This window comes from Pseudoxanthomonas sp. J35 (genome assembly GCF_000513995.1).
Taxonomy (GTDB): domain Bacteria; phylum Pseudomonadota; class Gammaproteobacteria; order Xanthomonadales; family Xanthomonadaceae; genus Pseudoxanthomonas.
On sequence record NZ_AZVB01000013.1, the window covers coordinates 24,831 to 48,736 of the forward strand.

23 protein-coding genes are annotated in these 23,906 nt (G+C 70.6%); 12 read left to right on the forward strand and 11 right to left on the reverse strand.

The features are described from left to right. The first annotated feature begins 11 nt into the window (after positions 1 to 11). Genes PSEJ35_RS0109835 through recJ form a run of 5 tightly spaced genes read left to right on the forward strand, consistent with a single transcriptional unit; the run spans position 12 to position 8,361 of the window. Positions 12 to 1,919 carry a S9 family peptidase gene (locus PSEJ35_RS0109835; RefSeq protein ID WP_198014176.1) on the forward strand — a complete coding sequence of 636 codons (1,908 nt, stop codon included), beginning with the start codon at positions 12 to 14 and terminating at the stop codon, positions 1,917 to 1,919. A 32-nt stretch (positions 1,920 to 1,951) separates the two neighbouring features. Beyond that, positions 1,952 to 5,194 carry a carbamoyl-phosphate synthase large subunit gene (gene carB, locus PSEJ35_RS0109840; protein ID WP_028917635.1) on the forward strand — a complete coding sequence of 1,081 codons (3,243 nt, stop codon included), beginning with the start codon at positions 1,952 to 1,954 and terminating at the stop codon, positions 5,192 to 5,194. Further along, positions 5,191 to 5,667 carry a transcription elongation factor GreA gene (gene greA / locus PSEJ35_RS0109845; RefSeq protein ID WP_024868772.1) on the forward strand — a complete coding sequence of 159 codons (477 nt, stop codon included), beginning with the start codon at positions 5,191 to 5,193 and terminating at the stop codon, positions 5,665 to 5,667. Before carB ends, greA begins: the two co-directional genes overlap by 4 nt. Continuing rightward, positions 5,667 to 6,638, forward strand: a complete 972-nt coding sequence (locus PSEJ35_RS0109850; RefSeq protein ID WP_028917636.1) for a phosphoglycerate mutase — start codon at positions 5,667 to 5,669, stop codon at positions 6,636 to 6,638. Before greA ends, PSEJ35_RS0109850 begins: the two co-directional genes overlap by 1 nt. A 1-nt stretch (position 6,639) precedes the next feature. Beyond that, positions 6,640 to 8,361 carry a single-stranded-DNA-specific exonuclease RecJ gene (recJ, locus tag PSEJ35_RS0109855; protein ID WP_028917637.1) on the forward strand — a complete coding sequence of 574 codons (1,722 nt, stop codon included), beginning with the start codon at positions 6,640 to 6,642 and terminating at the stop codon, positions 8,359 to 8,361. Between the two features lie 27 nt (positions 8,362 to 8,388). Here the strand turns inward: recJ and PSEJ35_RS0109860 are convergent, their stop codons facing one another. Together PSEJ35_RS0109860 and PSEJ35_RS15975 are read right to left on the reverse strand one after the other, a co-directional pair. Further along, the gene (locus PSEJ35_RS0109860; protein ID WP_156924790.1) at positions 8,389 to 10,314 is read right to left on the reverse strand and encodes a diguanylate cyclase; all 1,926 of its coding nucleotides are present in this window, start codon (positions 10,312 to 10,314) and stop codon (positions 8,389 to 8,391) included. A gap of 247 nt (positions 10,315 to 10,561) precedes the next feature. Further along, on the reverse strand, positions 10,562 to 11,152 hold the full coding sequence (locus tag PSEJ35_RS15975; RefSeq protein ID WP_343122515.1) for an acyltransferase family protein: 591 nt from the start codon (positions 11,150 to 11,152) through the stop codon (positions 10,562 to 10,564). Here PSEJ35_RS15975 and PSEJ35_RS0109875 point away from each other — a divergent pair. Next, a complete protein-coding gene (locus PSEJ35_RS0109875) occupies positions 11,093 to 12,097 on the forward strand; it encodes a LytTR family DNA-binding domain-containing protein (RefSeq protein ID WP_232207630.1) in 1,005 nt (334 codons plus the stop codon). The two genes, PSEJ35_RS15975 and PSEJ35_RS0109875, sit on opposite strands and share 60 nt — an antisense overlap. A 10-nt stretch (positions 12,098 to 12,107) precedes the next feature. Here PSEJ35_RS0109875 and PSEJ35_RS0109880 read toward each other — a convergent pair whose 3' ends face one another. After that, positions 12,108 to 12,548, reverse strand: coding sequence for a carboxymuconolactone decarboxylase family protein (locus PSEJ35_RS0109880; protein WP_028917640.1), 441 nt, complete (start codon positions 12,546 to 12,548; stop codon positions 12,108 to 12,110). 33 nt (positions 12,549 to 12,581) lie between these two features. Beyond that, entirely contained in the window at positions 12,582 to 13,499 is a 918-nt protein-coding gene (locus PSEJ35_RS0109885) for an RNA polymerase sigma-70 factor (RefSeq protein WP_028917641.1), read from the reverse strand. Positions 13,500 to 13,620: 121 nt separating this feature from the next. Here PSEJ35_RS0109885 and PSEJ35_RS0109890 point away from each other — a divergent pair, with 121 nt between their 5' ends. Beyond that, the gene (locus PSEJ35_RS0109890; RefSeq protein WP_028917642.1) at positions 13,621 to 15,150 is read left to right on the forward strand and encodes a fumarate hydratase; all 1,530 of its coding nucleotides are present in this window, start codon (positions 13,621 to 13,623) and stop codon (positions 15,148 to 15,150) included. Positions 15,151 to 15,257: 107 nt separating this feature from the next. Beyond that, positions 15,258 to 15,896, forward strand: a complete 639-nt coding sequence (locus PSEJ35_RS0109895; protein ID WP_028917643.1) for a glutathione S-transferase family protein — start codon at positions 15,258 to 15,260, stop codon at positions 15,894 to 15,896. 113 nt (positions 15,897 to 16,009) lie between these two features. Here the strand turns inward: PSEJ35_RS0109895 and arsC are convergent, their stop codons facing one another. From arsC to PSEJ35_RS0109910, 3 genes are all read right to left on the reverse strand, one after another. Next, positions 16,010 to 16,369: an arsenate reductase (glutaredoxin) gene (arsC, locus tag PSEJ35_RS0109900; protein ID WP_037082998.1), complete on the reverse strand. Its 360-nt coding sequence runs from the start codon at positions 16,367 to 16,369 to the stop codon at positions 16,010 to 16,012. Between the two features lie 2 nt (positions 16,370 to 16,371). Continuing rightward, positions 16,372 to 17,484, reverse strand: a complete 1,113-nt coding sequence (locus PSEJ35_RS0109905) for a phospholipase A (protein WP_051412633.1) — start codon at positions 17,482 to 17,484, stop codon at positions 16,372 to 16,374. 80 nt (positions 17,485 to 17,564) lie between these two features. After that, positions 17,565 to 18,050 carry a DUF456 domain-containing protein gene (locus tag PSEJ35_RS0109910; protein ID WP_028917646.1) on the reverse strand — a complete coding sequence of 162 codons (486 nt, stop codon included), beginning with the start codon at positions 18,048 to 18,050 and terminating at the stop codon, positions 17,565 to 17,567. 256 nt (positions 18,051 to 18,306) lie between these two features. On the opposite strand from PSEJ35_RS0109910, the gene PSEJ35_RS0109915 reads away from it, so the two are divergent. Then, complete coding sequence (locus tag PSEJ35_RS0109915) at positions 18,307 to 18,516, forward strand: cold-shock protein (protein ID WP_013535422.1); 210 nt, start codon at positions 18,307 to 18,309, stop codon at positions 18,514 to 18,516. A gap of 101 nt (positions 18,517 to 18,617) precedes the next feature. Here PSEJ35_RS0109915 and PSEJ35_RS0109920 read toward each other — a convergent pair whose 3' ends face one another. Continuing rightward, positions 18,618 to 19,097 (reverse strand): glycine zipper 2TM domain-containing protein, encoded by a 480-nt coding sequence (locus PSEJ35_RS0109920; protein WP_028917647.1) that lies wholly within the window; start codon positions 19,095 to 19,097, stop codon positions 18,618 to 18,620. Positions 19,098 to 19,242: 145 nt separating this feature from the next. Then, positions 19,243 to 19,677, reverse strand: a complete 435-nt coding sequence (locus PSEJ35_RS0109925; protein ID WP_028917648.1) for a cytochrome c — start codon at positions 19,675 to 19,677, stop codon at positions 19,243 to 19,245. A gap of 74 nt (positions 19,678 to 19,751) precedes the next feature. Between PSEJ35_RS0109925 and PSEJ35_RS0109930 the strand changes: the two genes are divergently transcribed. Next, positions 19,752 to 20,546: a tRNA threonylcarbamoyladenosine dehydratase gene (locus tag PSEJ35_RS0109930; protein ID WP_028917649.1), complete on the forward strand. Its 795-nt coding sequence runs from the start codon at positions 19,752 to 19,754 to the stop codon at positions 20,544 to 20,546. 6 nt (positions 20,547 to 20,552) lie between these two features. Here PSEJ35_RS0109930 and PSEJ35_RS0109935 read toward each other — a convergent pair whose 3' ends face one another. Together PSEJ35_RS0109935 and PSEJ35_RS0109940 are read right to left on the reverse strand one after the other, a co-directional pair. Further along, positions 20,553 to 21,335: a TatD family hydrolase gene (locus PSEJ35_RS0109935; RefSeq protein ID WP_028917650.1), complete on the reverse strand. Its 783-nt coding sequence runs from the start codon at positions 21,333 to 21,335 to the stop codon at positions 20,553 to 20,555. A 24-nt stretch (positions 21,336 to 21,359) separates the two neighbouring features. Next, positions 21,360 to 21,581 (reverse strand): DUF6116 family protein, encoded by a 222-nt coding sequence (locus PSEJ35_RS0109940; RefSeq protein WP_028917651.1) that lies wholly within the window; start codon positions 21,579 to 21,581, stop codon positions 21,360 to 21,362. A 161-nt stretch (positions 21,582 to 21,742) separates the two neighbouring features. On the opposite strand from PSEJ35_RS0109940, the gene PSEJ35_RS0109945 reads away from it, so the two are divergent. Both PSEJ35_RS0109945 and PSEJ35_RS0109950 read left to right on the forward strand, forming a co-directional pair. Then, positions 21,743 to 22,573 carry a glycine zipper 2TM domain-containing protein gene (locus PSEJ35_RS0109945; protein ID WP_028917652.1) on the forward strand — a complete coding sequence of 277 codons (831 nt, stop codon included), beginning with the start codon at positions 21,743 to 21,745 and terminating at the stop codon, positions 22,571 to 22,573. A gap of 159 nt (positions 22,574 to 22,732) precedes the next feature. Beyond that, the gene (locus tag PSEJ35_RS0109950; protein ID WP_028917653.1) at positions 22,733 to 23,896 is read left to right on the forward strand and encodes an acyl-CoA dehydrogenase family protein; all 1,164 of its coding nucleotides are present in this window, start codon (positions 22,733 to 22,735) and stop codon (positions 23,894 to 23,896) included. Positions 23,897 to 23,906 lie beyond the last annotated feature (10 nt).

Below are 23,906 nucleotides of genomic sequence, written 5' to 3' on the forward strand. Positions count from 1 at the left end.
GAGGTAAGGGAATGCGCTTTCTGAATGGATTTGTGCTGCTGGTCCTGCTGGCGTGCGCCTCGGCCGCATCCGCGCGCGAGGTGCCGATCCGCGATTTCTTCAAGGATCCGGAGTTCACCTCGGTCAGCATCTCCCCGGACGGCAAGCACATGGCCATCACCGTGCCGCAGGAAGACCGCACGGTGCTGGCGGTGCTGCGCGTGTCCGACAAGGGCGTGGTCGGCAAGTGGGACTACGGCCCGAACCGGCACTTCAGCCAGGTGCTGTGGGCCAACAACGAGCGCCTGCTGTTCTACGTGAACTTCAAGACCGGCCGCTTCGACTTCCAGACCTCGAAGGGCGACCTGTACGCGTCGAACATCGATGGCACCCAGCGCATCGACATCCCCAACGGCGCCTACTACAACATCGTCAGCCTGACCCCGGAGGATCCGCGCACGATCCTGGTCGAGCGCTCGATCGAGGCGTCCTACCTGTCCAAGCTGGACGTCTACAACGGCCGCCTGGTCACCGTCGCCACCGCGCCGGTGGAGATGGGCAGCTTCCTGGTCGACCATGACCGGAACGTGCGCTTCGTCTCCGGCGCGATGAACGACGGCCGCAACGTCACCTACCGCCGCGACGGCGACAAGTGGACCCTGGTCCACGAGAGCGAGCGCAACGGCGCCACCTACTTCCCGCTGGGCTTCGCCGCCGACAACCGCCGCGTGTACATGGCCAAGGGCGAGGAGGGCAAGCCGGAATCGATCGTGCTGCTCGACACCGAGACCCGCGAGGAGACCCCGCTGTCGAACAACGGCACGGTCAGCCCGTCGGGCTACCTGTGGAGCGCCGACCGCAAAACCCTGCTGGGCGTGTGGTACGAGGACGGCATCCCGTACTGGGACTGGATCGCGCCCGAGCATCCGGAGACCAAGGTCTACGCCGGCCTGGTCAAGGCCTTCCCGGGCAAGGCGGTGCGCTTCCTGCGTCCCTCCGACGACGGTCGCTACCTGGCGATGCGCGTGTACGCCGACACCATGCCGTCGGAGGCGTTCCTGTTCGACCGCGAGAGCGGCAAGGCCACCTTCCTGGCCGGCAGCATGGAATGGATCAAGCCGGCGGAGATGTCGCCGATGAAGCCGGTCGCCTTCAAGGCGCGCGACGGCCTGCAGCTGCACGGCTACATCACCATCCCCTCCGGCAGCGATGGCCGCAAGCTGCCGCTGATCGTCAACCCGCACGGCGGCCCGCACGGCCCGCGCGACGAGTGGGGCTTCAACCCCGAGGTGCAGCTGTTCGCCAACCGCGGCTACGCGGTGCTGCAGATCAACTACCGCGGCTCGGGTGGCTACGGCAACGCCTTCGAGGGCCTGGGCTACCGCAAGTGGGGCACGGCCATGCAGGACGACCTCACCGACGGCGTGCGCTGGGCCATCGCCCAGGGCATCGCCGACCCGGACCGCGTCTGCATCTACGGCGCCTCCTACGGCGGCTACGCGGCGCTGATGAGCGCGGTGCGCGAGCCGGACCTGTACCGCTGCACGGTCGGCTACGTCGGCGTGTACGACCTGGACGCGCAGCGCGACGCCGACTTCGCCGACCACGAGTACGGGCGCAACTACCTCAAGGACGTCTATCCGCCGACCAAGGCCGAGCGCACGGCGCAGTCCCCCGCGTACGGCGTGGACCGGCTCAAGGCCCCGGTGATGCTGGTCCACGGCGCCAAGGACGTGCGCGTGCCGATCAAGAACATGAACTTCCTGGTCTCGCAGATGGACAAGGTCGGCAAGAAGCCCGAGCTGGTGGTGGTCGAGCCCAAGGAAGGGCACGGCTTCCGCGACGTCGAGAACAACGTGAACCTCTACACGAAGATGCTTGCCTTCTTCGACAAGTACATCGGCCCGGGCGCGAAGGCGTCCACGGCCGGCACCCCCTGAGCCCCTGATCAGGGACCGAGCAAGAGAGCGAAATGCCCAAGCGCAGCGACATCCAGACCATCCTCATCATCGGCGCCGGCCCGATCGTCATCGGCCAGGCCTGCGAGTTCGACTACTCGGGCGCGCAGGCGTGCAAGGCGTTGCGCGAGGAGGGCTATCGCGTGGTGCTGGTCAACAGCAACCCCGCGACGATCATGACCGACCCGGACACCGCCGACGCGGTGTACATCGAGCCGATCAACTGGCAGACGGTCGAGAAGATCATCGCCAAGGAGCGCCCGGACGCGCTGCTGCCGACGATGGGCGGCCAGACCGCGCTGAACTGCGCGCTGGACCTGGCCGACCACGGCGTGCTGGAGAAGTACGGCGTCGAGCTGATCGGGGCCTCGCGCGAGGCCATCCGCATGGCCGAGGACCGCGAGCTGTTCCGCGTGGCGATGCAGGAGATCGGCCTGGAATGCCCGAAGGCCGAGGTGGCGCGCAGCTTCGAGCAGGCCGTGGAGATCCAGGTCAAGGTCGGCTATCCGACCATCATCCGCCCGTCCTTCACCCTGGGCGGCAGCGGCGGCGGCATCGCCTACAACCGGGAGGAGTTCGAGGACATCGTCAAGCGCGGCCTCGAGCTGTCGCCGGTGCACGAGGTCCTGATCGAGGAATCGGTGCTGGGCTGGAAGGAGTTCGAGATGGAGGTGGTCCGCGACAAGGCGGACAACTGCATCATCGTCTGCTCGATCGAGAACCTGGACCCGATGGGCGTGCACACCGGCGACTCGATCACCGTCGCCCCGGCGCAGACCCTGACCGACAAGGAGTACCAGCGCCTGCGCGATGCCTCGATCGCGGTGCTGCGCAAGATCGGCGTGGACACCGGCGGTTCGAACGTGCAGTTCGGCATCAACGCCCAGACCGGCCGCGTCGTGGTCATCGAGATGAACCCGCGCGTGTCGCGTTCCTCGGCGCTGGCCTCCAAGGCTACCGGCTTCCCGATCGCCAAGGTCGCGGCCAAGCTGGCCGTGGGCTACACCCTGGACGAGCTGAAGAACGAGATCACCGGCGGCAAGACCCCGGCCTCGTTCGAGCCGGCGATCGACTACGTGGTCACCAAGATCCCGCGCTTCGCCTTCGAGAAGTTCCCGCAGGCCGACGCGCGCCTGACCACCCAGATGAAGTCGGTGGGCGAGGTGATGGCCATGGGTCGCACCTTCCGCGAGTCGGTGCAGAAGGCCCTGCGCGGCCTGGAGACCGGCAAGGTCGGTTTCGATCCCACCGGCCTGGACCTGGCGGACGAGGACGACCTGGCCACCCTGCGCCGGGAGCTGAAGGCGCCGGGCCCGGAGCGGCTGTTCTACGTCGCCGACGCCTTCCGCGCCGGCATGAGCGTGGAGGACATCCACGCGCTGTCGTTCATCGACCCGTGGTTCCTGGACCAGATCGAGGAGATCATCCAGGAGGAGAAGCGCGTGGCCGCCGAAGGCCTGGACACGCTGGACGCGAAGCGCCTGCGCAAGCTCAAGCGCGACGGCTTCTCCGACGCGCGCCTGGCCCAGCTGACCGGCACCAACGAGGCCGCGATCCGCGCCCTGCGCCGCGCGCACAAGGTGCGTCCGGTGTACAAGCGCGTGGACTCCTGCGCCGCCGAGTTCGCCACCAGCACCGCCTACCTGTACTCGACCTACGAGGACGAGTGCGAGGCCAATCCGTCCGACCGCGAGAAGATCATGATCCTCGGCGGCGGTCCCAACCGCATCGGCCAGGGCATCGAGTTCGACTACTGCTGCGTCCATGCCGCCCTTGCCCTGCGCGAGGACGGCTACGAGACCATCATGGTCAACTGCAACCCGGAGACGGTCTCCACCGACTACGACACCTCCGACCGCCTGTACTTCGAGCCGCTGACGCTCGAGGACGTGCTGGAGATCGTCGAGCTGGAGCAGCCGAAGGGGGTGATCGTGCAGTACGGCGGCCAGACCCCGCTGAAGCTGGCGCGCGCGCTGGAGGCCAACGGCGTGCCGGTGATCGGCACCAGCCCGGATTCCATCGACCTGGCCGAGGACCGCGAGCGCTTCCAGCAGCTGGTCGAGAAGCTGGGCCTGAAGCAGCCGCCGAACCGTACCGCGCGCACCGCCGACGAGGCGCTGGCGCTGGCACGCGAGATCGGCTACCCGCTGGTGGTGCGCCCGAGCTACGTGCTCGGCGGCCGCGCCATGGAGATCGTCTACGGCGAGGCCGACCTGGCCCGCTACGTGCGCGACGCGGTGAAGGTCTCCAACGACTCGCCGGTGCTGCTGGACCGCTTCCTCGACAACGCCGTGGAAGTGGACGTCGACCTGATCGCCGACGCCACCGGCGCCACCCTGGTCGGCGGCGTGATGGAGCACATCGAGGAGGCCGGCGTGCACTCGGGCGACTCCTCGTGCTCGCTGCCGCCGTACTCGCTGTCGGCCGCCACCCAGGACGAGCTGCGCCGCCAGGTCGTCGAGCTGGCCAAGGCGCTCAACGTCGTCGGCCTGATGAACACCCAGTTCGCGATCCAGACCAACGAGGACGGCGACGACACCGTCTACCTGCTGGAAGTGAACCCGCGCGCCTCGCGGACCGTGCCGTTCGTGTCCAAGGCCACCGGCGTGGCCCTGGCCAAGATCGCCGCGCGCTGCATGGCCGGCCGGACCCTGGCCGAGCAGGGGGCGACGAAGGAAGTCGTGCCGGATTACTACTCGGTCAAGGAAGCGATCTTCCCGTTCGCCAAGTTCCAGGGCGTGGACCCGATCCTCGGCCCGGAGATGCGTTCCACCGGCGAGGTGATGGGCGTGGGCCGCAGCTTCGGCGCGGCGATGGCGCGCGCGCAGGAAGCCGGCGGCATCAAGGCGCCGCAGCCGGGCAAGGCCTTCGTTTCGGTCCGCGACCCGGACAAGAAGCGGGTGCTGCCGGTCGCCCGCGCGCTGCTGGAGCGCGGCTTCAGCCTGGTCGCCACCCGCGGCACCGCGGCGTGGCTGCAGGAGCACGGCATCGAATGCACGGTGGTGAACAAGGTGGCCGAGGGCCGCCCGCACATCGTCGACTCGATCAAGAACGGCGAGATCAACTACATCGTCAACACCACCGAAGGCCGCGCGGCGATCGCCGATTCGTTCTCGATCCGCCGCGAGGCGCTGCAGCAGCGCGTGACCTATTCGACCACCATCGCCGGCGCCAGGGCGCTGGTGCATTCGCTTGAATTCCGCGGCACCGGCCCGGTCTGGTCGCTGCAGGAGCTGCACAAGGAGCTGCAATCGTGAGAGCCCCGATGACCCTCAAGGGCGCCCAGCGCCTGCGCGAGGAACTCGAGTACCTGAAGACGGTGAAGCGCCCCGAGGTGATCGCCGCGATCGCCGAGGCACGCGGCCACGGCGACCTCAAGGAGAACGCCGAGTACCACGCCGCGCGCGAACAGCAGGGCTTCATCGAAGGCCGGATCAAGCAGCTGGAAAGCGAGCTGTCGCACGCCGACCTGATCGACGTGACCAAGCTCAACGCCGGCAGCAAGGTCGTGTTCGGCGCCACCGTGACCCTGGCCGACGTCGAGACCGACGAGGAAGTGCGCTACCAGATCGTCGGCGACCTGGAAGCCGACATCAAGCAGGGCCTGATCGCGATCTCCTCGCCGGTGGCGCGTGCGCTGATCGGCAAGGAGGAGGGCGACGCGATCGTGATCGACGCGCCCGGCGGCAAGCGCGAGTACGAAATCGCCGGCGTGGCCTACCTCGGCTGATGGCGACCATCACCCTGCTGCTGCCGGAACGGACCCGCCTGCCGGGCCCGTTGCCGGTGCCCGTCGGCAGGGTGCTGGCGCGCGCCGACCATGGATCCGGCGAGGCGGGGACGCGCGCGCAGCTGGCGCGCCATTTCCGCCTGTTGCCGGACCACTGGCCGGTAGCCGCGCTGACCCGCCTGGTCGATGCCGGCGACGGCCCGGCCGTGGCCGCCGACGAGATCTGGCTGCGCGCCGATCCGGCCTACGTGGCCCCGGACCTCACCGGCGCGCGCCTGCTCGGCTGGGGCGAGAACCTCGCCCTGGACGGCGACGACCTGCAGGCCTTCCTGCCAGCACTGCGCCCGTTGTTCGGCGACGCCGGTTTCGCGCTCGACGCACCGCATCCGGCGCGCTGGTACCTGCGCCTGCCGGCGGGCACGCGCCTGCCGCCGCTGCCGGGGCCCGACGAGGCGCTGGGCGAGGACCTGTTCGCGGCGCTGCCGCAGGGCGAGGAAGCCGCGGCGCGACGCTGGCGCGCGCTGATCACCGAGGTGCAGGTGGCGCTGCACCAGCATCCGCGCAACCGCGAACGCGCCGCGCTGGGCAAGCCGGCGGTGAATGCGCTGTGGTTCTGGGGTGCCGGACAGCTGCCCGACGCCGTGCAGTCGCGTTACCTGCACGTGCGCAGCCAGGACCCGCTGCTGCAGGGCCTGGCGCAGATGGCCGGCGCCGCGATCGCCACCCCGGCCTCGCCCGGCGACGGTCCGGCCGGCGACAGCCTGGTCGATATGCGCCGCGTGCGCAGCCTGGACCTGCTGGCCGGCCAGGTGCTGCCGCCGCTGCTGCAGTCGATGGAGCGCGGCGAGTACGACATGCTGGAGCTGGATTTCGAGGACGGTGCCAGCCTGAGCCTGCGCCGCGGCCAGCGCCGCTGGCAGTTCTGGCGCCGGCCGCTGGCCAGCCTGAGCCTGGCCGCGGACGCCGTCTGAGATGGCGGCGCCGCGGATCGTCAGGCGCCCCGGCGTGGAATCGGGTGGCGTCTGGCCCGATGCCATTCCCCCGTTGCTGCGCCGGATCTACGCCGCGCGCGGCGCGCACAGCCCCGACCTGGCGCGGCCGCGCCTGTCCGGCCTGCTGCCGCCCGACGCGCTGCACGGCCTCGATGCGGCGACCGCGCTGCTCCACGAAGCCATCCGCGCCGACCGCCACATCCTGGTCGTCGGCGATTTCGATTGCGACGGCGCCACCGCCTGCGCCACCGGCGTGCGCGGCCTGCGCATGCTCGGCGCGCGCCGCGTCTCGCACGCGGTGCCCAACCGCATGGTCCACGGCTACGGCCTGTCGCCGGCGCTGGTCGCCGAACTCGCGCCGCTGCAGCCGGACCTGCTGCTGACCGTCGACCACGGCATCGCCTGCCACGCCGGCATCGAGGCGGCGCGCGCACGCGGCTGGCAGGTCGTGGTCACCGACCACCACCTGCCCGGGCCGCGCCTGCCGGCGGCCGATGCCATCGTCAATCCGAACCTGCCCGGCGACGCGTTCCCGAGCAAGGCGCTGGCCGGCGTCGGCGTGGTCTTCTACCTGCTGCTGGCGCTGCGCCGGCGCATGCGCGAGGCCGGCGCGTTCGCCGCTGGCGAGCCGGACCTGACCACGCTGCTGGACCTGGTCGCGGTAGGCACGGTCGCCGACCTGGTGCCGCTGGACGCGAACAACCGCGCCCTGGTCGCCGCCGGCCTGCGCCGCCTGCGCATGGGCCAGGGCTGCGCGGGCCTGCGCGCGCTGGTCCAGGCCTGTGGTCGCGACGCCAGCCGCCTGACCGCCGCCGATATCGGCTTCGCCATCGGCCCGCGCCTCAACGCCGCAGGTCGTCTCGAGGACATGGCGCTGGGCATCGAATGCCTGCTCACCGACGAACCACAGCGGGCGATGGAACTTGCCGGCATCCTCGAGCAGATCAATGCCGAGCGTCGCGCCGTGCAGCAGGACATGACCGATGCGGCCGAAGCCGCGCTGTCGCGCGCGCGGCTGGAAGAGGGCGAGCCGCCGCTGGCGCCGTGCCTGTTCGATCCGGAGTGGCATCCGGGCGTGGTCGGCCTGGTGGCCTCGAAGATCAAGGAACGCCTGCACCGCCCGGTGCTGGCGTTCGCCCCGGCCGAGCCGGGCGCGACCACGCTGCGTGGCTCGGCGCGTTCGATTCCCGGCTTCCATATCCGCGATGCGCTGGCTGCGGTGGACAGCGCCCATCCCGGGCTGATCGAGCGCTTCGGTGGACATGCGATGGCCGCCGGGCTGACGTTGGCGCTGGACCGGCTGCCCGCGTTCGAGCAGGCGTGGCTGGCGCACGCGCGCGCGGTGCTCGACGATACGCTGTTGCAGGCCGAACTGCTCAGCGACGGCGAACTGCTGCCGCAGGAGTTCGACCGCTTCCATGCCGAGGCCCTGCGCGATGGCGGGCCGTGGGGGCAGGGCTTCCCGGAGCCGCTGTTCGACGGCCACTTCGAGGTGCTGGACTGGCGCCGGGTAGGCGAGCGCCACCTGAGGCTGGGCCTGCGCCATCCGTCGCGACGCGAGCAGCTGGCGGCGATCCACTTCGGCGGCTGGCGCGGCACGCCGCCGGCGCCGCACCTGCACCTGGCCTACCGGCTCGCGCCCGACGACTACCGCGGCGGGCAGGCGATCCAGCTGCTGGTCGAGCACCTCGCGCCGGCCTGACCGGGCGGGCGCACGCCTGCCGCGCGCTCAGGCCGGATCGGCGACGACGCTGTGGGGTTGCGGCGACGGCGAATCCGCCGCTGGTGAGGGCATCCGCGTCACGTGCGGGCTGGTTTCCGGATCCGCGGCGATCGGATCGTCGTCGGCGCCGGCGGGCAGCTGCCCGCCCCAGTAGCCCACCCACGCGTCGCGGCGCTGCTTGGCCACGTAGAGGGCGCGGTCGGCCATGCGCAGGGCACGGTCCCAGCGGTAGGCGGCTTCGCCATCGGGCGTCTCGAAGAACGGCGCCGGCGCCAGGCCGACCGAAGCACTGACGTCGCAGCTGCCACCGTCCACGCGCAGGGTGTAGCGCAGTGCCTTGCGCAGGCGCTCGGCGACCTGGCCGGCCTGGTCCGGCGACAGGCCGTGGCAGGCGACCAGGAATTCCTCGCCGCCCCAGCGCGATACCAGGTCGCCGGGCCCGCAGGCGGTGCGCAGGCGCGCGGCCACTTCGACCAGCACGCGGTCGCCGGCGTCGTGGCCGAGGCGGTCGTTGATCTGCTTGAAGTGGTCGATGTCGACCAGGAACAGCACGTCGCGGGCGCCGCCCGGATGCCGCGTCGCCATCGTGTCGAGCGCGGCGGTGGCGGCATGGCGGTTGGCCAGGCCGGTGAGCGCGTCACGTTCGCTGAGGATGCGCAGCTGGCGCTGGCGGCGGCGCTGCAGCAGGACCACGGCGACGGTACCCAGCAGGGCCAGCGCCAGGCCCACGATCGCGGCCGTGCGCAGCGTGCGCGCGCGCTGCTCCTGCAGGCGCCGGATCTGTTCGGCGTGGCGCATGCGTTCCAGTTCCAGCTGGGTGGCCAGGTCGTGGGTGCCGGCCTGCAGGGTGGCCAGCATGTCCATGCGCTGCTGGCGCAGCGCCTGCTGCTTCATCGCGTGCTTGCGCGTGGCGTATTCCAGCGCCTGCCGGGTGTTGCCCAGCACGGCGTGGACCTCGGTGAGCGCGTCCAGGGCGAAGTAGATGTCGGGGGGCGTGCGCGAGTTGCCGACCAGCTCCAGGCTGCGTTCGGCGTCGGCCAGCGCGCGCTGCGGCTGCGACGCCTGCGCCTCCAGCACCGCCATCCGCGCCAGGGTGATGCCTTCGAAGATGGTGTCGGAGACACTGGCCTGCTGGCGGCGGATCGCCTCCAGGCGGGCCAGCCGGGTCGACACGTCCAGGCCCGGCTTGAGCTCGGCCAGCGCGCTGTCGATGCGCAGGGCGATGACCCGTTTGCCCGACTCCTTCGCCACCAGCGCGGCGGCCTCGCGGAACGTCTCCAGCGCACCGGCCCGGTCGCCCTGCCGCAGCTGGTTGACCCCGATGTTGTACAGGGTGGCCACGCTGCGCTCGCCGATCGAGTCGTACAGCTCCATGGCCTGGCGGTAATAGCCGTCGGCGGCCTCCGCCGAATCGAGGAAGTCGGCGTGGATCAGGCCGATGTTGTTGAAGGTGGTGGCTTGCACCCGGGTGGCGTCCTCGCCACCGACGCTGGCGCCGATGGCGATCACCCGCTCGTAGACCTCGCTGGCGCGGTGGATCTGCGCGCCTTCGTGCAGGATCCGGCCGACGTGCGAGATCGCGCGCAGGCGGTCGCCCGGTTCCAGCTCCGGCGCGTCCTCGATCGCTTCCTCCATTGCGGCGGCCGTGGCCTGCGACTGCTGGATCTCGCCGGCCATCACCTCGGCCACGCCCTTGCAGGCGAATGCCTTGATCCGCTGCAGCTTGTCCAGGTCGCTCCGCGCCAGCAGCGATTCGGACAGCGCGATCGCCTCGCGCGGCTGGCTTTCGCGGATGCCCAGGCAGCGGTACACGGCGTCCTCGGCCGGTTCGACCTCGGCGGCCTGCGCCGCCGCCTCCGCCATCGCCATCGTCAGCACCACGGCCAGCAGCCTGGAAGCGAGGGGGCACCGCGGGAACTGGAGTCTGGACATGGTCTGGTGCTGGTCGGGAGGAAACGCGCCGGGCCGCAGCGTGCGGCGCAGGCAGGACCAGCCGCCCGCGTCCTGCCGACGCGGGCGTGTTGCTGCACGAGGCAGCCTTGCCAGGTTCCCCCTGTCGCGGTGCCGGCTGGGCCGGTACCTTCGAACTACAACCCGAACAGGCCGAGTATACGGGCGCGGCCGGGCGTGGGGTCGAGGCCGCGACTTCGCTGTTGGTCGAGCCTGCCGTGGGCGCCGCTCACCGCGTCGCCGGATTGGAGCCGGGCAGCACGCATCCGGCGCGCTCCGCGCCCGGCTTCAAGCCGAACAGCGGCCGCAGCGGCGGCACCCGCCGGATCACCTCGTAGGCGCCGAAGCAGGCGGCGAAGGTGAGCAGGACCAGCAGCGGCCCTTCGACTGCCGGCGCCAGGCCGAGCGGCTGCAGGTTGTGTGCGGCGACCACGATCACCGTCTGGTGGAGGATGTAGACCGGAAACACCGCCGGCACCAGGTAACGCAGCGCCCTGCTGTCGCCGGGTGCCCAGTGGCGGGCGAAGCCGAGCACCGCCACGATCGCGGCCCACTGGTCCAGGCCCCAGGCGATGCGCATCGCCAGGCGCAGTGCCTGCGGCGGATCGCTGTCGGCGTACGCGGCCATGTAGCCGGCCTGCGCGGCCCAGGTGGCCAGCCACAGCAGCAGCGCCGGCCAGCGCAGGCGCACGGCCGCGTCCCAGAAGCCGTCGCGGCGCGCGACCAGGAAGCCGAGCAGGAACACGCCGAAGTACTGGACATGGTTGTACCAGTCGTCCACCAGGGCATGGGTCGACCCGAAACGGCCGATGAGCAGCACGCGCGCCAGGCCCAGTGCGATGGCCGGCCACAGCAGCAGGCCCCAGCCGGACAGGCGACGTTCCAGCGCCAGCCCCTGTCCTACCAGCGTTACCTTCCGTGGAAACCGTGGGTGGAAGCGGGGCTGTGGACCGCGCTGATCCTGGCCAACTTCCTCGGTAACAGCCTCACGACCCTGATCGACCTGCGCCGTCTGGGCGCCGGTTCGGCGGCCTGGGAGCCGGTGGTGTGGGAAGGCAGCAGCGCGCTGGTATGGCTACTGGTCCTGGTCCCGGCGGCGGCTTGGTTCACCGGCCGCTTTCCGTTCTACTGGCACCTGCTGTGGCAGCGGCTGGCGCTGTACCTGGCCGCCAGCGTGGTCCTGTGCCTGGTCCACGTGCTGGCCATGGTCGGCCTGCGCGTGCTGGCCTACCGGGCGATGGGCAGCCAGTACGATTTCGGCTCCTGGCCTCGGGGCCTGCTCTACGAGTACCTGAAGGACGTGCGCGGCTTCGCCGGCATGGTGGTGCTGATGGAGGGCTACCGCTTCCTGATGCGGCGCTGGCAGGGCGAGGCCAGCCTGCCAGGTACCGGCGTGGAGGAGGACGGCCCGGCGCCCGGGCCGGCGCCGCGCCCGGAGCGCTTCCTGGTGCGCAAGCTGGGCCGCGAGTTCCTGGTGGCGATCGACGAGGTCGAATGGCTGCAGGCCTCGGGCAACTACGTGAACCTGCACGTGCGCGGCCGCGACTATCCGCTGCGCAGCACCCTGGCGCGGGTCGAGGAGCAACTGGATCCGCGCCGGTTCGCGCGGATCCACCGCAGCCACCTGGTCGCGCTGGGCCAGGTCGCCTCGATCGAGCCGCTGGACAGCGGCGACGCCCGCGTGCACCTGAAGGACGGCAGCGTGCTGCCGTGCAGCCGGCGCTACCGCCAGGCCCTGCGCTCGCGCTTCGACGCGCAGGGCTGAGTGCGGCCGCCTACGGCAGCTCGGGCCGCAGGCGCACGCCCAGCCGGTTCCAGGCGATGATCAGCGCCACGGCCATGGTCAGCGTGGCGATGCCGGCCTCGTCGAAATGCGCCTGCAGGGCTTCGTAGCCCGCATCGTCCGGCGCGCCGGAGGGCAGGGTGGCCAGCGCCTCGGCCCAGTCCAGGGCGGCGCGCTCGCGCGCGTCGAAGAAGCGGCTGTCGCGCCAGCCGGCCAGGGTGTCGAGCTTGCGCGGATCGACGCCGGCCTTGCGCAGCACGGTGCCGTGCATGTCCATGCAGTAGGCGCAGCCGTTGACCTGCGACACGCGCAGGAAGACCAGCTCGACCAGGGCGGGTTCGAGGGCGCCCGCGTGCACGGCATTGCTGGCGGCGTACAGCGCCTTGAAAGCGGCAGGGACGAGTTTCGGGTATTCGACGCGATGGAAGTTCATGCGCTTGGGCTCCGGCGGCCACCATGGCCGCCTTCACCCCCAGGACGTCCCGGGCGCTGCGCCTGTGACAGCGAGCTTGTCCGGGTTGGCGACGGTGTACAGCGCGGTGATCCGCCCGCCCTCGATGGTGGCTACGGTGACCCCCACCAGCTGCCCGTCGCGGTAGCGCAGGATGGCCGGTTCGCCGTTGGCCCGGCCCAGCTGCCAGCGCACCGTGGGGTCGTGCCGGCGCGCCACCGCCCAGTACAGCCGGGCGATACGCTCGGCGCCGTGCAGCGGCCGGATCGCCGCCAGCGCCTTGCCGCCGCCGTCGGAGACCAGCCGCGCGTCGGCATGGAGCAGCGCCCGCAGCGCCTCGCGGTCGCCCTCGCGCGCGGCATGCATGAACTTCTCGAGCAGGCGCCGGTGCTGGCGCGGATCGACGCCGAAGTGTGGCCGCGCCTCGGCGACCCGGACGCGCGCCCGGTGCACGATCTGCCGGCACGCGGCCTCGCTGCGTTCCAGCAAGGCGGCGATCGCGGCGTAGTCGTGCTCGAACACTTCGCGCAGCAGGAACGCCGCGCGCTCCTCCGGACCCAGCCGCTCCAGCACGGCCAGGAAGGCGAGCGGGACCTCCTCGGCCCGTTCCAGCGCCCGTGCCAGGCCGGGGGCGTCGTCGGCGGCCTCGTTCGCGGCGGGGGTGTCTGGGTCGATCGATGCCGGTTCCGGCAGCCAGGGTCCCGGATAGGCCTCGCGCCGGCGCCGGGCGGCGCGCAGGCGGTCGATCCCCAGGCGGGTGGTGGTGGTCACCAGCCAGGCTTCCGGATCGGCGATCGCGGCGCGGTCGGCCTGGTGCCAGCGCAGCCAGGCGTCCTGGACCAGGTCCTCGGCGTCGGCCCGGATCCCGAGCAGGCGGTAGGCGAGGGCCAGCAGGCGCGGCCGATGTCGATGGAAAGGATCAACAGGTTCCATGGATCCCAGGACGGAACAGCGTGTGCCGGTGTGACAGCCGCCGGCCGGGGACCCACTTTGACCTAAAATGGGCGGGTTTTCCGCCCGCCAAGAGCCAGCCGTGACCGCTTCCCCCGCTTCCGTGTCCTCCACCCCGGTTTCGATCAGGCAGGAAGACCTGATCCAGTCCGTCGCCGACGCGCTGCAGTACATCAGCTACTACCACCCGGTCGACTACATCCGGAACCTCGCCGCCGCGTACGAGCGCGAGGAATCGCCCGCGGCCAAGGACGCGATGGCGCAGATCCTGATCAACTCGCGCATGTGCGCCGAGGGCCACCGCCCGATCTGCCAGGACACCGGCATCGTCACCGTGTTCCTCGAGATCGGCATGCACGTGCGTTGGGACGACGCGACCATGGGCGTGGAGGACATGGTCAACGAGGGCGTGCGCCGCGCCTACAACCACCCGGACAACAAGCTGCGCGCCTCGGTGCTGGCCGACCCGGCCGGCAGGCGCCTGAACACCCGCGACAACACCCCGGCCGTGGTCAACGTCAAGATCGTCCCCGGCAACCGGGTCGACGTGATCGTCGCGGCCAAGGGCGGCGGCTCGGAGGCCAAGAGCAAGTTCGCCATGCTCAACCCGTCCGATTCGATCGTGGACTGGGTGATGAAGACCGTGCCGACCATGGGCGCCGGCTGGTGCCCGCCGGGCATGCTCGGCATCGGCATCGGCGGCACCGCCGAGAAGGCGATGCTGCTGGCCAAGGAAGCGCTGATGGAGCCGATCGACATCCAGGACCTCATCGCCCGCGGCCCGTCCAACCGGGTCGAGGAGCTGCGCCTGGAGCTGTACGAGAAGGTCAACGCGCTGGGCATCGGTGCCCAGGGCCTGGGCGGCCTGACCACGGTGCTGGACATCAAGATCAAGGATTACCCGACCCACGCGGCCAACCTGCCGGTGGCGATGATCCCCAACTGCGCCGCCACCCGCCATGCGCACTTCACCCTGGACGGCAGCGGCCCGGTCGCCCTCGACCCGCCGTCGCTGGAGGACTGGCCGAAGCTGACCTACAACCCGACCAACGCCCGCCGCGTCGACCTCGACACCATCACCCGCGAGGAAGTGGCCAGGTTCAAGCCGGGCGAGGTGCTGCTGCTCAACGGCAAGCTGCTGACCGGCCGCGACGCCGCGCACAAGCGCATGGTCGACATGCTCAACCGCGGCGAGGAGCTGCCGGTGGACTTCACCAACCGCTTCATCTACTACGTCGGCCCGGTCGATCCGGTGCGCGAGGAGGTCGTCGGCCCGGCCGGCCCGACCACCGCCACCCGCATGGACAAGTTCACCCGGCAGATGCTGGAGCAGACCGGCCTGCTGGGCATGGTCGGCAAGGCCGAGCGCGGCGAGGCGGCGATCGAGGCCATCCGCGACAACAAGGCCGTGTACCTGATGGCCGTGGGTGGCTCGGCCTACCTGGTGTCCAAGGCGATCAAGGCCTCGCGCGTGGTCGCGTTCGAGGACCTGGGCATGGAGGCGATCTACGAGTTCGAGGTCAAGGACATGCCGGTGACCGTCGCCGTGGATTCCACCGGTGAATCGGTGCACAGGACCGGTCCGCGCCAGTGGCAGGCGAAGATCGGCAAGATCCCGGTGATCGTGGCCTGAGGCCACGCGACATCGGACTGGACAGGCGGGCCGGCAGCGATGCCGGCCCGTTCTTCTTGCGCCCGGGCAGGGCCATAATCGCCGCTTCCCCCCGCAGGAGCTGCGCGATGCCCGTCGTCCTCTACGGTTCCCCAAGCACCGCCTCGCTGGTGGTGCATTGGCTGCTGATCGAACTGGGCATCGAACACGAGCTGCGCCAGCTGGATTTCGACCGGCGCGAGCAGAAGTCGCCCGAGTACCTGGCGCTCAACCCCGCCGGCCGCGTGCCGACGCTGGTGATCGACGGCCAGGTGCTCACCGAGTCCGCGGCGATCGCCATGCACCTGGCCGACCTGTACCCGCAGGCCGGTCTGGCGCCGGCGCCGGGCACGCCGGCGCGCGGCGACTACTACCGCTGGATGTGCTTCTGCGTGTACACGCTGATGCCGCACTACCGCGCCTGGTTCTATCCGGCGGAGCCGGCCGGAGCGGAGTACCAGGAAGCGGCAAAGGCGCCGGCGCGCGCGGCGCTGGAGGTGGCGTGGCAGCAGGTGGCCGGCCACCTCGAACGCCAGGGCGGCCCGTACATGCTCGGCGCACAGCGCACCGCGGTGGATTTCGTCATGACCATGCTGATGCGCTGGTCGCGCAACATGCCCAAACCGACCGACAGCTGGCCGGTGCTGCGCGAGTACGCGACGCGGATGAAGTCGCTGCCCAGCTTCGCCGAGGTCTACCGGCGCGAGGGCATCAGCGACTGGACCTGAGCCGGACGCCGCTCGACGCCAGTGGTCATCGTGGCGGCGCCACGCTCCGGAGGAGTCGCCGGGGCCGCGGCGCCCAGGCGGACGCCGCCTCCGCAGCACGCGCTGTCCTGCCCTCAGTCCAGCAGTTCCAGCACCTTCTCCGGCGGCCGGCACAGGCGGGTGCCGCGCGCGGTGATGACCACCGGCCGGTTGATCAGGATCGGGTGGGCGAGCATCGCGTCCAGCAGGGTCGCGTCGTCGGCGCCGCCCAGGCCGAGCTCGGCGAACACCGCTTCCTTGTCGCGGACCAGGCCGCGCAGGCCGACGCCGCTGGCGGTGGCGACCTCCAGCAATGTCGCGCGGTCCGGCGGATTCGCAAGGTAGTCGACCACCTCCGGCTCGATGCCGCGTTCGCGCAGCAGCTGCAGCGCGCCGCGCGAGTTGCCGCAGCGCGGGTTGTGCCAGATCGTCACCTTGCCCTTGTCGGCGGCCATCCTCAGAACCACTCCAGCAGTGCGAAACCGACGCCAATGTACGTGGCGCGGTGGTTGTAGTCGATCAGGCTCTCGCCGTAGCCGTCGAACACCTGCACGTGGCCGCGCAGCAGGTTGCTGATCGGGAAGCCCCAGTCCAACTGCAGCGAGCCGTGCGAGCGGTCGCCGCCGCGCAGCGAGTGGCGACCGGTCAGGCTCAGCTCGTGGCCGTTGCGGTTGTACACCAGCATCGCGTCGCCGCGGCCGATGTAGTCCTCGATATCCGGATTGTTGTCGTCGCGCGCGCCCTCGCTGACGCGGTACCAGGGGCGGACCACGAAGGCCCAGTTCTCGCGGTCCAGGCCGGCAGTGAAGATCACCCGGTTCCAGCTGCGCGAGAGCGGGTCGCTGCGGCCGTTGGACTGGTGGTTGATGCCCACGCCCATCATCCGCCCCTTCCAGCCGAACAGGCTGTAGTTGTTGCGGAACACCAGCATCACTTCCGGTTCGTAGTTGGTCTCGCGGAACGGGCGCGAGATCTCCGAGTTGTAGGCCTGCCAGCGCGAGCTCTGGGTGTAGCCGGCCCAGATGTCGCCGTTGTCGCCGAACAGGTCCTCGGCCAGCTTGGTCTTGAAGCTGATCTGGAACTTGGCCTCGACGCTGTCCAGCTCCTCAGGCGTGGTGACGGTGTTGTTCGGGTTGGGCGAATGCGGGCGCGTGTTCGGCTTGCTGGTCCAGAACGCCGGCAGCGCGTACACCGGCTTGTAGGCGCGCAGCTGGAAGATGCCGAGCTTGGAGTCCTTGGCCAGTTCCCAACGGCTGTCCAGCAGCGCCCCCCGGCCGGCGTTGGCCAGGGCGCGGGCATCGGCCGGATCGCTGCCCAGGTCCTCGTTGCGGAACAGTTCCAGCGGGCGCCGTTTCGTCCCGGCGGTGTCCGCCTCGGCCTGTTCCTGCGCGCGCTGGATGTTGGCCGCCGCATCCTCGGCGGCGCGGTCGGCCTCGGCCGGGCCGGGCGTGGTGTAGCCGAGCGCGGCGTCGTAGCAGGCCAGGCGCTGGGCGCCGGAGGCGATGGCCAGGCAGGCCTCGGCCGAGGCCGGGCGGGCGGCGATCTCCTGGGCGGCGGCAGCCGGCGCCATGCCGCCAGCGAGGGCACAGGCCAGCGGGGCGAGGGGCGGGATCCGTTTCAAGAGCATCTCCTGTACAGATGAATAGGGAATCAGAAGAACCAGGCCAGCACGAACAGGCCGAGCATGGCGAAGGCCAGGGCCAGCTTGAGCACCGTGCCCAGCAGCAGGCCCACCCAGGTGGCCAGGCCGACATGGGCGGCGCGGCGCAGGGCCCGGGTATGCCACAACTCGCCGAGCAGGGCGCCGATGAACGGGCCGGCGATCAGGCCCAGCGGGCCGAAGAACAGGCCGGCCAGGGTGCCCAGGGCCGCGCCCCAGACCGCCATCGGCCCGGCGCCGACCCGCTTGGCGCCGGCGGCGGTGGCGAGGAAGTCGGCCACGATCGACAACACGGTCAGCAGGCCGAGCAGCACCAGCACCAGCGGTCCGATCCGCTCGAAATCCCCGGCCCAGGCCGCCAGCAGCATGCCGACGAAGACCAGCGGCAGGCCCGGCAGGGCGGGGAGGATGACGCCGGCCAGCCCGACCAGGACCAGGATGGCGGCGAGGACATACCAGAAGACGGTGGGATCCATGGGCGTTAGGGGTCTCCATTCCGGCCGGTCCGGCGGCTCCGGGCCGGGTCCCTGGGCATGATTGCATTTCCCCTGAACGAGGGGTAAGTTGGGGCCGCTGCGCTTGGCAAGGTCACCGTGAACCGTGGCCTGATGCGGTAGGTCCAGATGTGATGGTGATGGTCCGCTACATCGTTACACCTCGCGTACTCCTTGCAACCAGCCGCCGCGGCAACGGCGTAACCACCACCCAGCAAAGTTCGAGGAGTCACCCGTAATGGCAGAGCGCGAGACCGGCACCGTCAAGTGGTTCAACGATGCCAAGGGATTCGGATTCATCAGTCGTGAGAACGGCGAGGACGTGTTCGTGCACTTCCGCGCCATCCAGATGCAGGGCTTCAAGAGCCTGAAGGAAGGCCAGAAGGTCACCTTCACCGTCGTGCAGGGCCAGAAGGGCCTGCAGGCGGACGCCGTCCAGGCCGCCTGAGGCGCTGCTGAAAACCGGAACCGGAACGGCCCGCCACCACCGGCGGGCCGTTCCTTTTGCGGGTGTCGGTCTGCCCGGGACCGGCGTGCCGCAGGAGGGTGTCAGCGCAGGATGACCTTGCCGTTGACCACGCGCACGTAGGTGTTCTCGCGGATGCCGCCCAGGTCGCGCTGGTTGATCACCACGGTGCGGCCGTCGTCCATGCGCACGTGGATGTCGTAGCTGTCGCCGGTGACGCGCTTCTGGATGGCGTTGCCGGCCATCGCGCCGGCCGCGGCGCCGGCGACGGCGGACACGTTCTGGTTGCCCTTGCTGCCGCCGGTCTTGTCAGAGATCTCGTGGCCGGCGACCGCGCCGACGATGCCGCCGAGGATCGCGCCGGTGGCCGAGGGGGCGCTGCGGCCCGAACCGATCACGTCGATGCGTGTCACCAGGCCGCAGTCGGCGCAGCGGGTCTGCGAGGGATAGGCCGGCGCGGAGCTGCCGTAGTAGCCGCCGGAACCGTAGTTCGGCGAAGTGGTGCAGCCGGCGAGGACCAGCACGCCGGTGGCGGCAAGTCCGATCAGGTGGCTCTGCTTCATCGCATGTCTCTCCTTGGTGACGAATCGCGGATTGGCGGCACTGCGCGTTTCATCGCGCCGGGGCCATCGTGTTTCGGCCTGCGTGAACGCCGTGCCAACCGGCGCGGCGCGACGCCGGCGGCGCCGGCGTCGCATCAGCCACGGTTCAGCGGAAATCGCGATGGCAGTCCTTGCAGCCCTGGCCGATGCGCTCGTTGACCGTCGCCAGCTGTGCGCAGTCCGCAGGCGGCGCGGCCAGCGCCTCGTCCAGGGCGGCGCGCAGGCTGCTGGCGGCGGTGGCGAAGCGGGCGTCGTCGCGCAGGCCGGGGAAGGCCGCTTCCACGTCGTTGGACAGCGCGCGCAGCGACTGCAGGCGCGGCAGGGCATCGCTGGCGGTGCAGCGGTTGGCCTTGGCCGCGTCGCGCAACTGCCCGGACTGGTGCGCCATCACGTTCATCAGCGCCTCGGGGAAGGGATCGGTGCGCGCCTGTAGCGCGCGCAGCGCCATCACCGCCGCGACCACGCCGACCACCAGGCCGAGCAGGAACAGGAACAGGTAGCGTCCGGCATTGCCCTTGGCTCGGGTTTCCTGGGTGGTCATGCAGCGTCTCCTTCCGGGGTTGTGGTGGCGGGGGATGATAGGGCCCGCCCGCGCGCGCCCGCTAGAATGCGCGGATGGATGCATCCCTCCTCGAACGCTTCGCCGGCGTGGACCGGCTGTACGGCCGTGGCGCCGTGGAACACCTCTCGCGCATGCGCGTGGCCGTGGTCGGCCTCGGCGGCGTCGGTTCCTGGCTGGTCGAGGCGCTGGCGCGCTCGGCGGTCGGCACGATCGAACTGATCGACGCCGACGACCTGTGCGTGTCCAACACCAACCGCCAGCTGCCGGCGCTGGCCGGCCAGTACGGGCGCAGCAAGGCCGAGGCCATGGCCGAGCGTTGCCGCGCGATCAACCCGGCGATCGACGTGCGTCCGGTGCCGTCGTTCCTCACCGGTTCGAACCTGGAGGAACTGCTGGGCAGCCGCCCGGACCTGGTGATCGACGCCTGCGACAGCTTCCGCACCAAGGTCGAGGCGATCGCCTGGTGCCGCCGGCGCAAGCAGCCGGTGATCACCGTCGGTTCGGCCGGCGGCCGCACCGACCCCACCCTGGTGCGGGTGCGCGACCTCTCGCGCACCGAGCACGACGCGATGCTGGCGCTGGTGCGCAAGAAGCTGCGCGGCGAGTTCGCCTTCCCGAAGAACCCGCAGCGCTACTTCGGCGTGCCGGCGGTGTATTCGCTGGAAAACGTGAAGTACCCGCAGCCCGACGGCACCGTCTGCGGCGTGCGCCCGCAGCTGGGCGCGGACGCGGCGCTGAAGCTGGACTGCGGCGCCGGCCTCGGCGCGGCCACCCACATCACCGGCACCTTCGCCTTCGCCGCGGCGGGCAAGGCGCTGGAGATGCTGCTGAAGACGCGCGCGGCCTGACCGCGCTCAGGCGGCGGCCGGGAGTCCGAACAGGCGTCCGGCATTGGCGCTGGTCGCCGCGGCGATGTCCTCCGGTGACTGCCCGCGCAGTTCGGCCACGGTTTCCAGCACGCGCAGCAGGCGCGCCGGTTCGTTGCGCTGGCCGCGGATGCCGGCATCGGGCTGGTCGGGGGCGTCGGTCTCCAGCAGCAGGAATTCCAGCGGCATCGACGCCACCAGCCGGCGCAGGCGCTGCGCGCGCCCGTAGGTGAGCGGGCCGCCGAGGCCGACCATGAAGCCGAGCTTCCACAGCTGCTCCGCCTGCTCGGGGCTGCCGGAGAAGCTGTGGACCACGCCGCGCAGGCCGCGCGCGCCGCCGATGCGGCGGATCGAGGCGATCACCGCATCGACCGCGCGTCGCGCATGCACGATCAGCGGCAGGCCGGTGTCGCGCGCCAGCTTCAGCTGGCCATCGAAATAGCGCGCCTGCTCCTGCGGATCGAGGCCTTCGACGAAGTAGTCCAGGCCGCATTCGCCGATCGCCCGCGGCCGCTCGCGCTCGATCCATTCGCCCAGCGCATCGAGGTCGGCGGGCCGGTGTTCGGCGAGGGAGGTCGGGTGCAGGCCGTAGGCGGGGAACAGCCCGGGACTGGCGCGGCACACCTCGCGCAGCTTCGGCCAGCTGGCCGCGGTCACCGCCGGCACCAGTTGCCGGCGTACGCCGGCCGCACGCGCGCGTTCGATCACGGAAGTGCGATCGCCGTCAAACTCCGCCGCGTCGAGGTGGCAGTGGCTGTCGACCAGGTCCATGCAGTCGCCTGTCGGCGCGGTGCCTCAGCGCCGTCGCGCCGTGTCGTGGACGACCTGCGGATCCTTGCGCCGCTTCCAGTTGGCCAGCAGCAGCGTGGCCAGGCCGAAGGCCAGTTCGTCGACGAAGGGCAGCGGGTCCGGCAGCACGAGGTTGACCAGGAACGTCGCGGCGGTGAACGCGAACAGCGTCGGAAAACGCAGGCCGCGGGCCCATTGCAGGAGGGGCAGCAGCAGGGGATTGGGCATGGGCGTCTGGCTCGCGCGGGAGTACGCGCGGAAACCTAACACGGGTGTGGTGTACGCTCGGGAAGCGGTGGCGCACCGGGTGCGATCCGCCATTCAGGTTCGCCGTGCTGCAATCTGCCCCATCGTTGCCGCGGGGAGTGCCCGCGAGGAGAGCCCGGACCATGAAGCAAGCCACTACCGTACTGATCGCTGCCGGTGCCCTGCTGGTCGGAGGCATCGCCACGGCCGCATTCATGAACAGTCGCGACCGCCAGCCCGACGTGGCGGTCGAAACGCCGGCGCAGGATCCCTCGCTGGTCCAGGACGATGTCGCGCCTGGTACCGGCGACGAGCTGGAAACCGCGCCCTCCCTGCAGTACGCCGACATCATCAAGGTCGAGCCGGTGAAGCAGAAGGAACAGCGCTACGCCACGGTGATCGGCACCGAGCCGGTGCGCGAGACCCAGCAGACCACCGTGCCGCGCGAAGTGTGCGAGGACGTGGTCGTCGAGGAACGCCTGCCGGAGAAGGACGGCAACGTCGGCGGCACCGTCGCCGGCGCGGTCATCGGCGGCCTGATCGGCAACCAGGTCGGCGGCGGCAAGGGCAAGAAGGTCGCCACCGCGGCCGGCGCGGTCGCCGGCGGCGTGATCGGCAACCAGGTCGACAAGCGCCATGTCGGCGGCAAGGTCGTCACCCGCACCGAGCGCCAGTGCCGCACCGAGCAGGCCGTGTCGGAGACCAGCAAGGTCACCGGCTACAACGTCACCTACCGCAACGCCGATGGCACCACCGGCACCATGCGCATGGCCAGCAAGCCCGGCAGCCGCGTGGCGATGGGCAGCACCGAGAAGGTGGTCGGCTACGACGTGACCTACCGCTACAACGACCAGGAAGGCACCCTGCGTCTGGACGAGAAGCCGGACAGCGACCGCCTGCCGGTGGTCGACGGCAAGATCGTCACCTCCACCGCGGTGGTCGAGCTCGACGGCGGCGGCGCCACGCGCCAGTAAGCCCCGGCGTTCCGACGCCCGTTGCACGAAAGGCCGGCCATGTGCCGGCCTTTTTTTGCCGATTCGCCGGAGCCGTCGCCAAGCGCCCGCGGGGGACTCCCTGAGGCGCGGGAGGCGCCGATACAATCGGCCGCAATTCCACCACCGATGAAGACGACCATGGCCCTGCCTGCCTACGACCTGTTCGACGTGCGTTCCCTGCTCAGCGAAGAGGAGCGCGCCGTCCAGGAGGTGGTGGCCCGGTTCACCGACGAGCGGGTGCTGCCGATCATCGGCGAGTGCTTCGACCAGGCCCGTTTCCCCAAGGAACTGGTGCCCGAGATCGCCTCGCTCGGCCTGCTCGGTTCCTCGCTGCCGGAGGAGTACGGCTGCGCCGGACTCAACGCGGTCAGCTACGGCCTGATCTGCCAGGAGCTGGAGCGCGGCGACAGCGGCCTGCGCAGCTTCGTCAGCGTGCAGTCCTCCCTGTGCATGTACCCGATCTACGCCTACGGCTCGGAGGAGCAGCGCCGGCAGTGGCTGCCGCGCATGGCCGCCGGCGAGGTGATCGGCTGCTTCGGCCTGACCGAGCCGCACGGCGGCTCCGACCCGGCCAACATGAAGACCCACGCGAAGAAGGACGGCGGCGACTGGGTCATCAACGGCTCCAAGATGTGGATCACCAACGGCAACCTGGCCGACATCGCCATCGTCTGGGCGCAGACCGACGAGGGCATCCAGGGCTTCATCGTGGAGAAGGGCATGCCCGGCTTCACCGCCCAGGAGATCAAGCACAAGATGTCGCTGCGCGCGTCGGTGACTTCGTCGCTGTTCTTCGACAACGTGCGCGTGCCGGAGGCCAACCGCCTGCCGAACGTGAAGGGCCTCAAGGGCCCGCTGGGCTGCCTGACCCAGGCCCGCTACGGCATCACCTGGGGCCCGGTTGGAGCGGCGATCGCCTGCCTGGACGAGGCGCTGAACTACTCCAAGGAACGCATCCTGTTCGGCCGCCCGGTGGCCGCCACCCAGAGCGCGCAGATCAAGCTGGCCGACATGGCCCGCCGCATCACCCTGGCGCAGCTGCTGGTGCTGCAGCTGGGCCGGCTGAAGGATGCCGGCACGATGCAGCCGCAGCAGGTCTCGCTGGCCAAGTGGAACAACTGCCGCATGGCCATCGACATCGCCCGCGAGTGCCGCGACCTGCTCGGCGGCGCCGGCATCACCACCGAGCACGTCGCCATCCGACACGCGCTGAACCTGGAATCGGTGATCACCTACGAGGGCACCGAGACCGTGCACCAGCTGGTGATCGGCCGCGAGCTGACCGGCATCAACGCCTTCTGACGAGACACCG

Bases quoted from the DNA above. Each gene is read 5' to 3' on its own strand.
- PSEJ35_RS0109860 (WP_156924790.1), bottom strand. From the start codon at position 10,314: ATGTCCAGACTCCAGTTCCCGCGGTGCCCCCTCGCTTCCAGGCTGCTG.
- PSEJ35_RS0109920 (WP_028917647.1), bottom strand. From the start codon at position 19,097: ATGAAGCAGAGCCACCTGATCGGACTTGCCGCCACCGGCGTGCTGGTC.
- PSEJ35_RS0109945 (WP_028917652.1), top strand. From the start codon at position 21,743: ATGAAGCAAGCCACTACCGTACTGATCGCTGCCGGTGCCCTGCTGGTC.
- PSEJ35_RS0109880 (WP_028917640.1), bottom strand. From the start codon at position 12,548: ATGAACTTCCATCGCGTCGAATACCCGAAACTCGTCCCTGCCGCTTTC.
- PSEJ35_RS0109925 (WP_028917648.1), bottom strand. From the start codon at position 19,677: ATGACCACCCAGGAAACCCGAGCCAAGGGCAATGCCGGACGCTACCTG.
- PSEJ35_RS0109835 (WP_198014176.1), top strand. From the start codon at position 12: ATGCGCTTTCTGAATGGATTTGTGCTGCTGGTCCTGCTGGCGTGCGCC.
- arsC (WP_037082998.1), bottom strand. From the start codon at position 16,369: ATGGCCGCCGACAAGGGCAAGGTGACGATCTGGCACAACCCGCGCTGC.
- PSEJ35_RS0109910 (WP_028917646.1), bottom strand. From the start codon at position 18,050: ATGGATCCCACCGTCTTCTGGTATGTCCTCGCCGCCATCCTGGTCCTG.
- PSEJ35_RS0109905 (WP_051412633.1), bottom strand. From the start codon at position 17,484: ATGGCGCCGGCTGCCGCCGCCCAGGAGATCGCCGCCCGCCCGGCCTCG.
- PSEJ35_RS0109885 (WP_028917641.1), bottom strand. From the start codon at position 13,499: ATGGAACCTGTTGATCCTTTCCATCGACATCGGCCGCGCCTGCTGGCC.
- PSEJ35_RS0109915 (WP_013535422.1), top strand. From the start codon at position 18,307: ATGGCAGAGCGCGAGACCGGCACCGTCAAGTGGTTCAACGATGCCAAG.
- PSEJ35_RS0109875 (WP_232207630.1), top strand. From the start codon at position 11,093: ATGGTTGTACCAGTCGTCCACCAGGGCATGGGTCGACCCGAAACGGCC.
- PSEJ35_RS0109940 (WP_028917651.1), bottom strand. From the start codon at position 21,581: ATGCCCAATCCCCTGCTGCTGCCCCTCCTGCAATGGGCCCGCGGCCTG.
- PSEJ35_RS0109930 (WP_028917649.1), top strand. From the start codon at position 19,752: ATGGATGCATCCCTCCTCGAACGCTTCGCCGGCGTGGACCGGCTGTAC.
- PSEJ35_RS0109935 (WP_028917650.1), bottom strand. From the start codon at position 21,335: ATGGACCTGGTCGACAGCCACTGCCACCTCGACGCGGCGGAGTTTGAC.
- PSEJ35_RS0109895 (WP_028917643.1), top strand. From the start codon at position 15,258: ATGCCCGTCGTCCTCTACGGTTCCCCAAGCACCGCCTCGCTGGTGGTG.
- PSEJ35_RS0109850 (WP_028917636.1), top strand. From the start codon at position 5,667: ATGGCGACCATCACCCTGCTGCTGCCGGAACGGACCCGCCTGCCGGGC.
- recJ (WP_028917637.1), top strand. From the start codon at position 6,640: ATGGCGGCGCCGCGGATCGTCAGGCGCCCCGGCGTGGAATCGGGTGGC.
- carB (WP_028917635.1), top strand. From the start codon at position 1,952: ATGCCCAAGCGCAGCGACATCCAGACCATCCTCATCATCGGCGCCGGC.
- PSEJ35_RS0109950 (WP_028917653.1), top strand. From the start codon at position 22,733: ATGGCCCTGCCTGCCTACGACCTGTTCGACGTGCGTTCCCTGCTCAGC.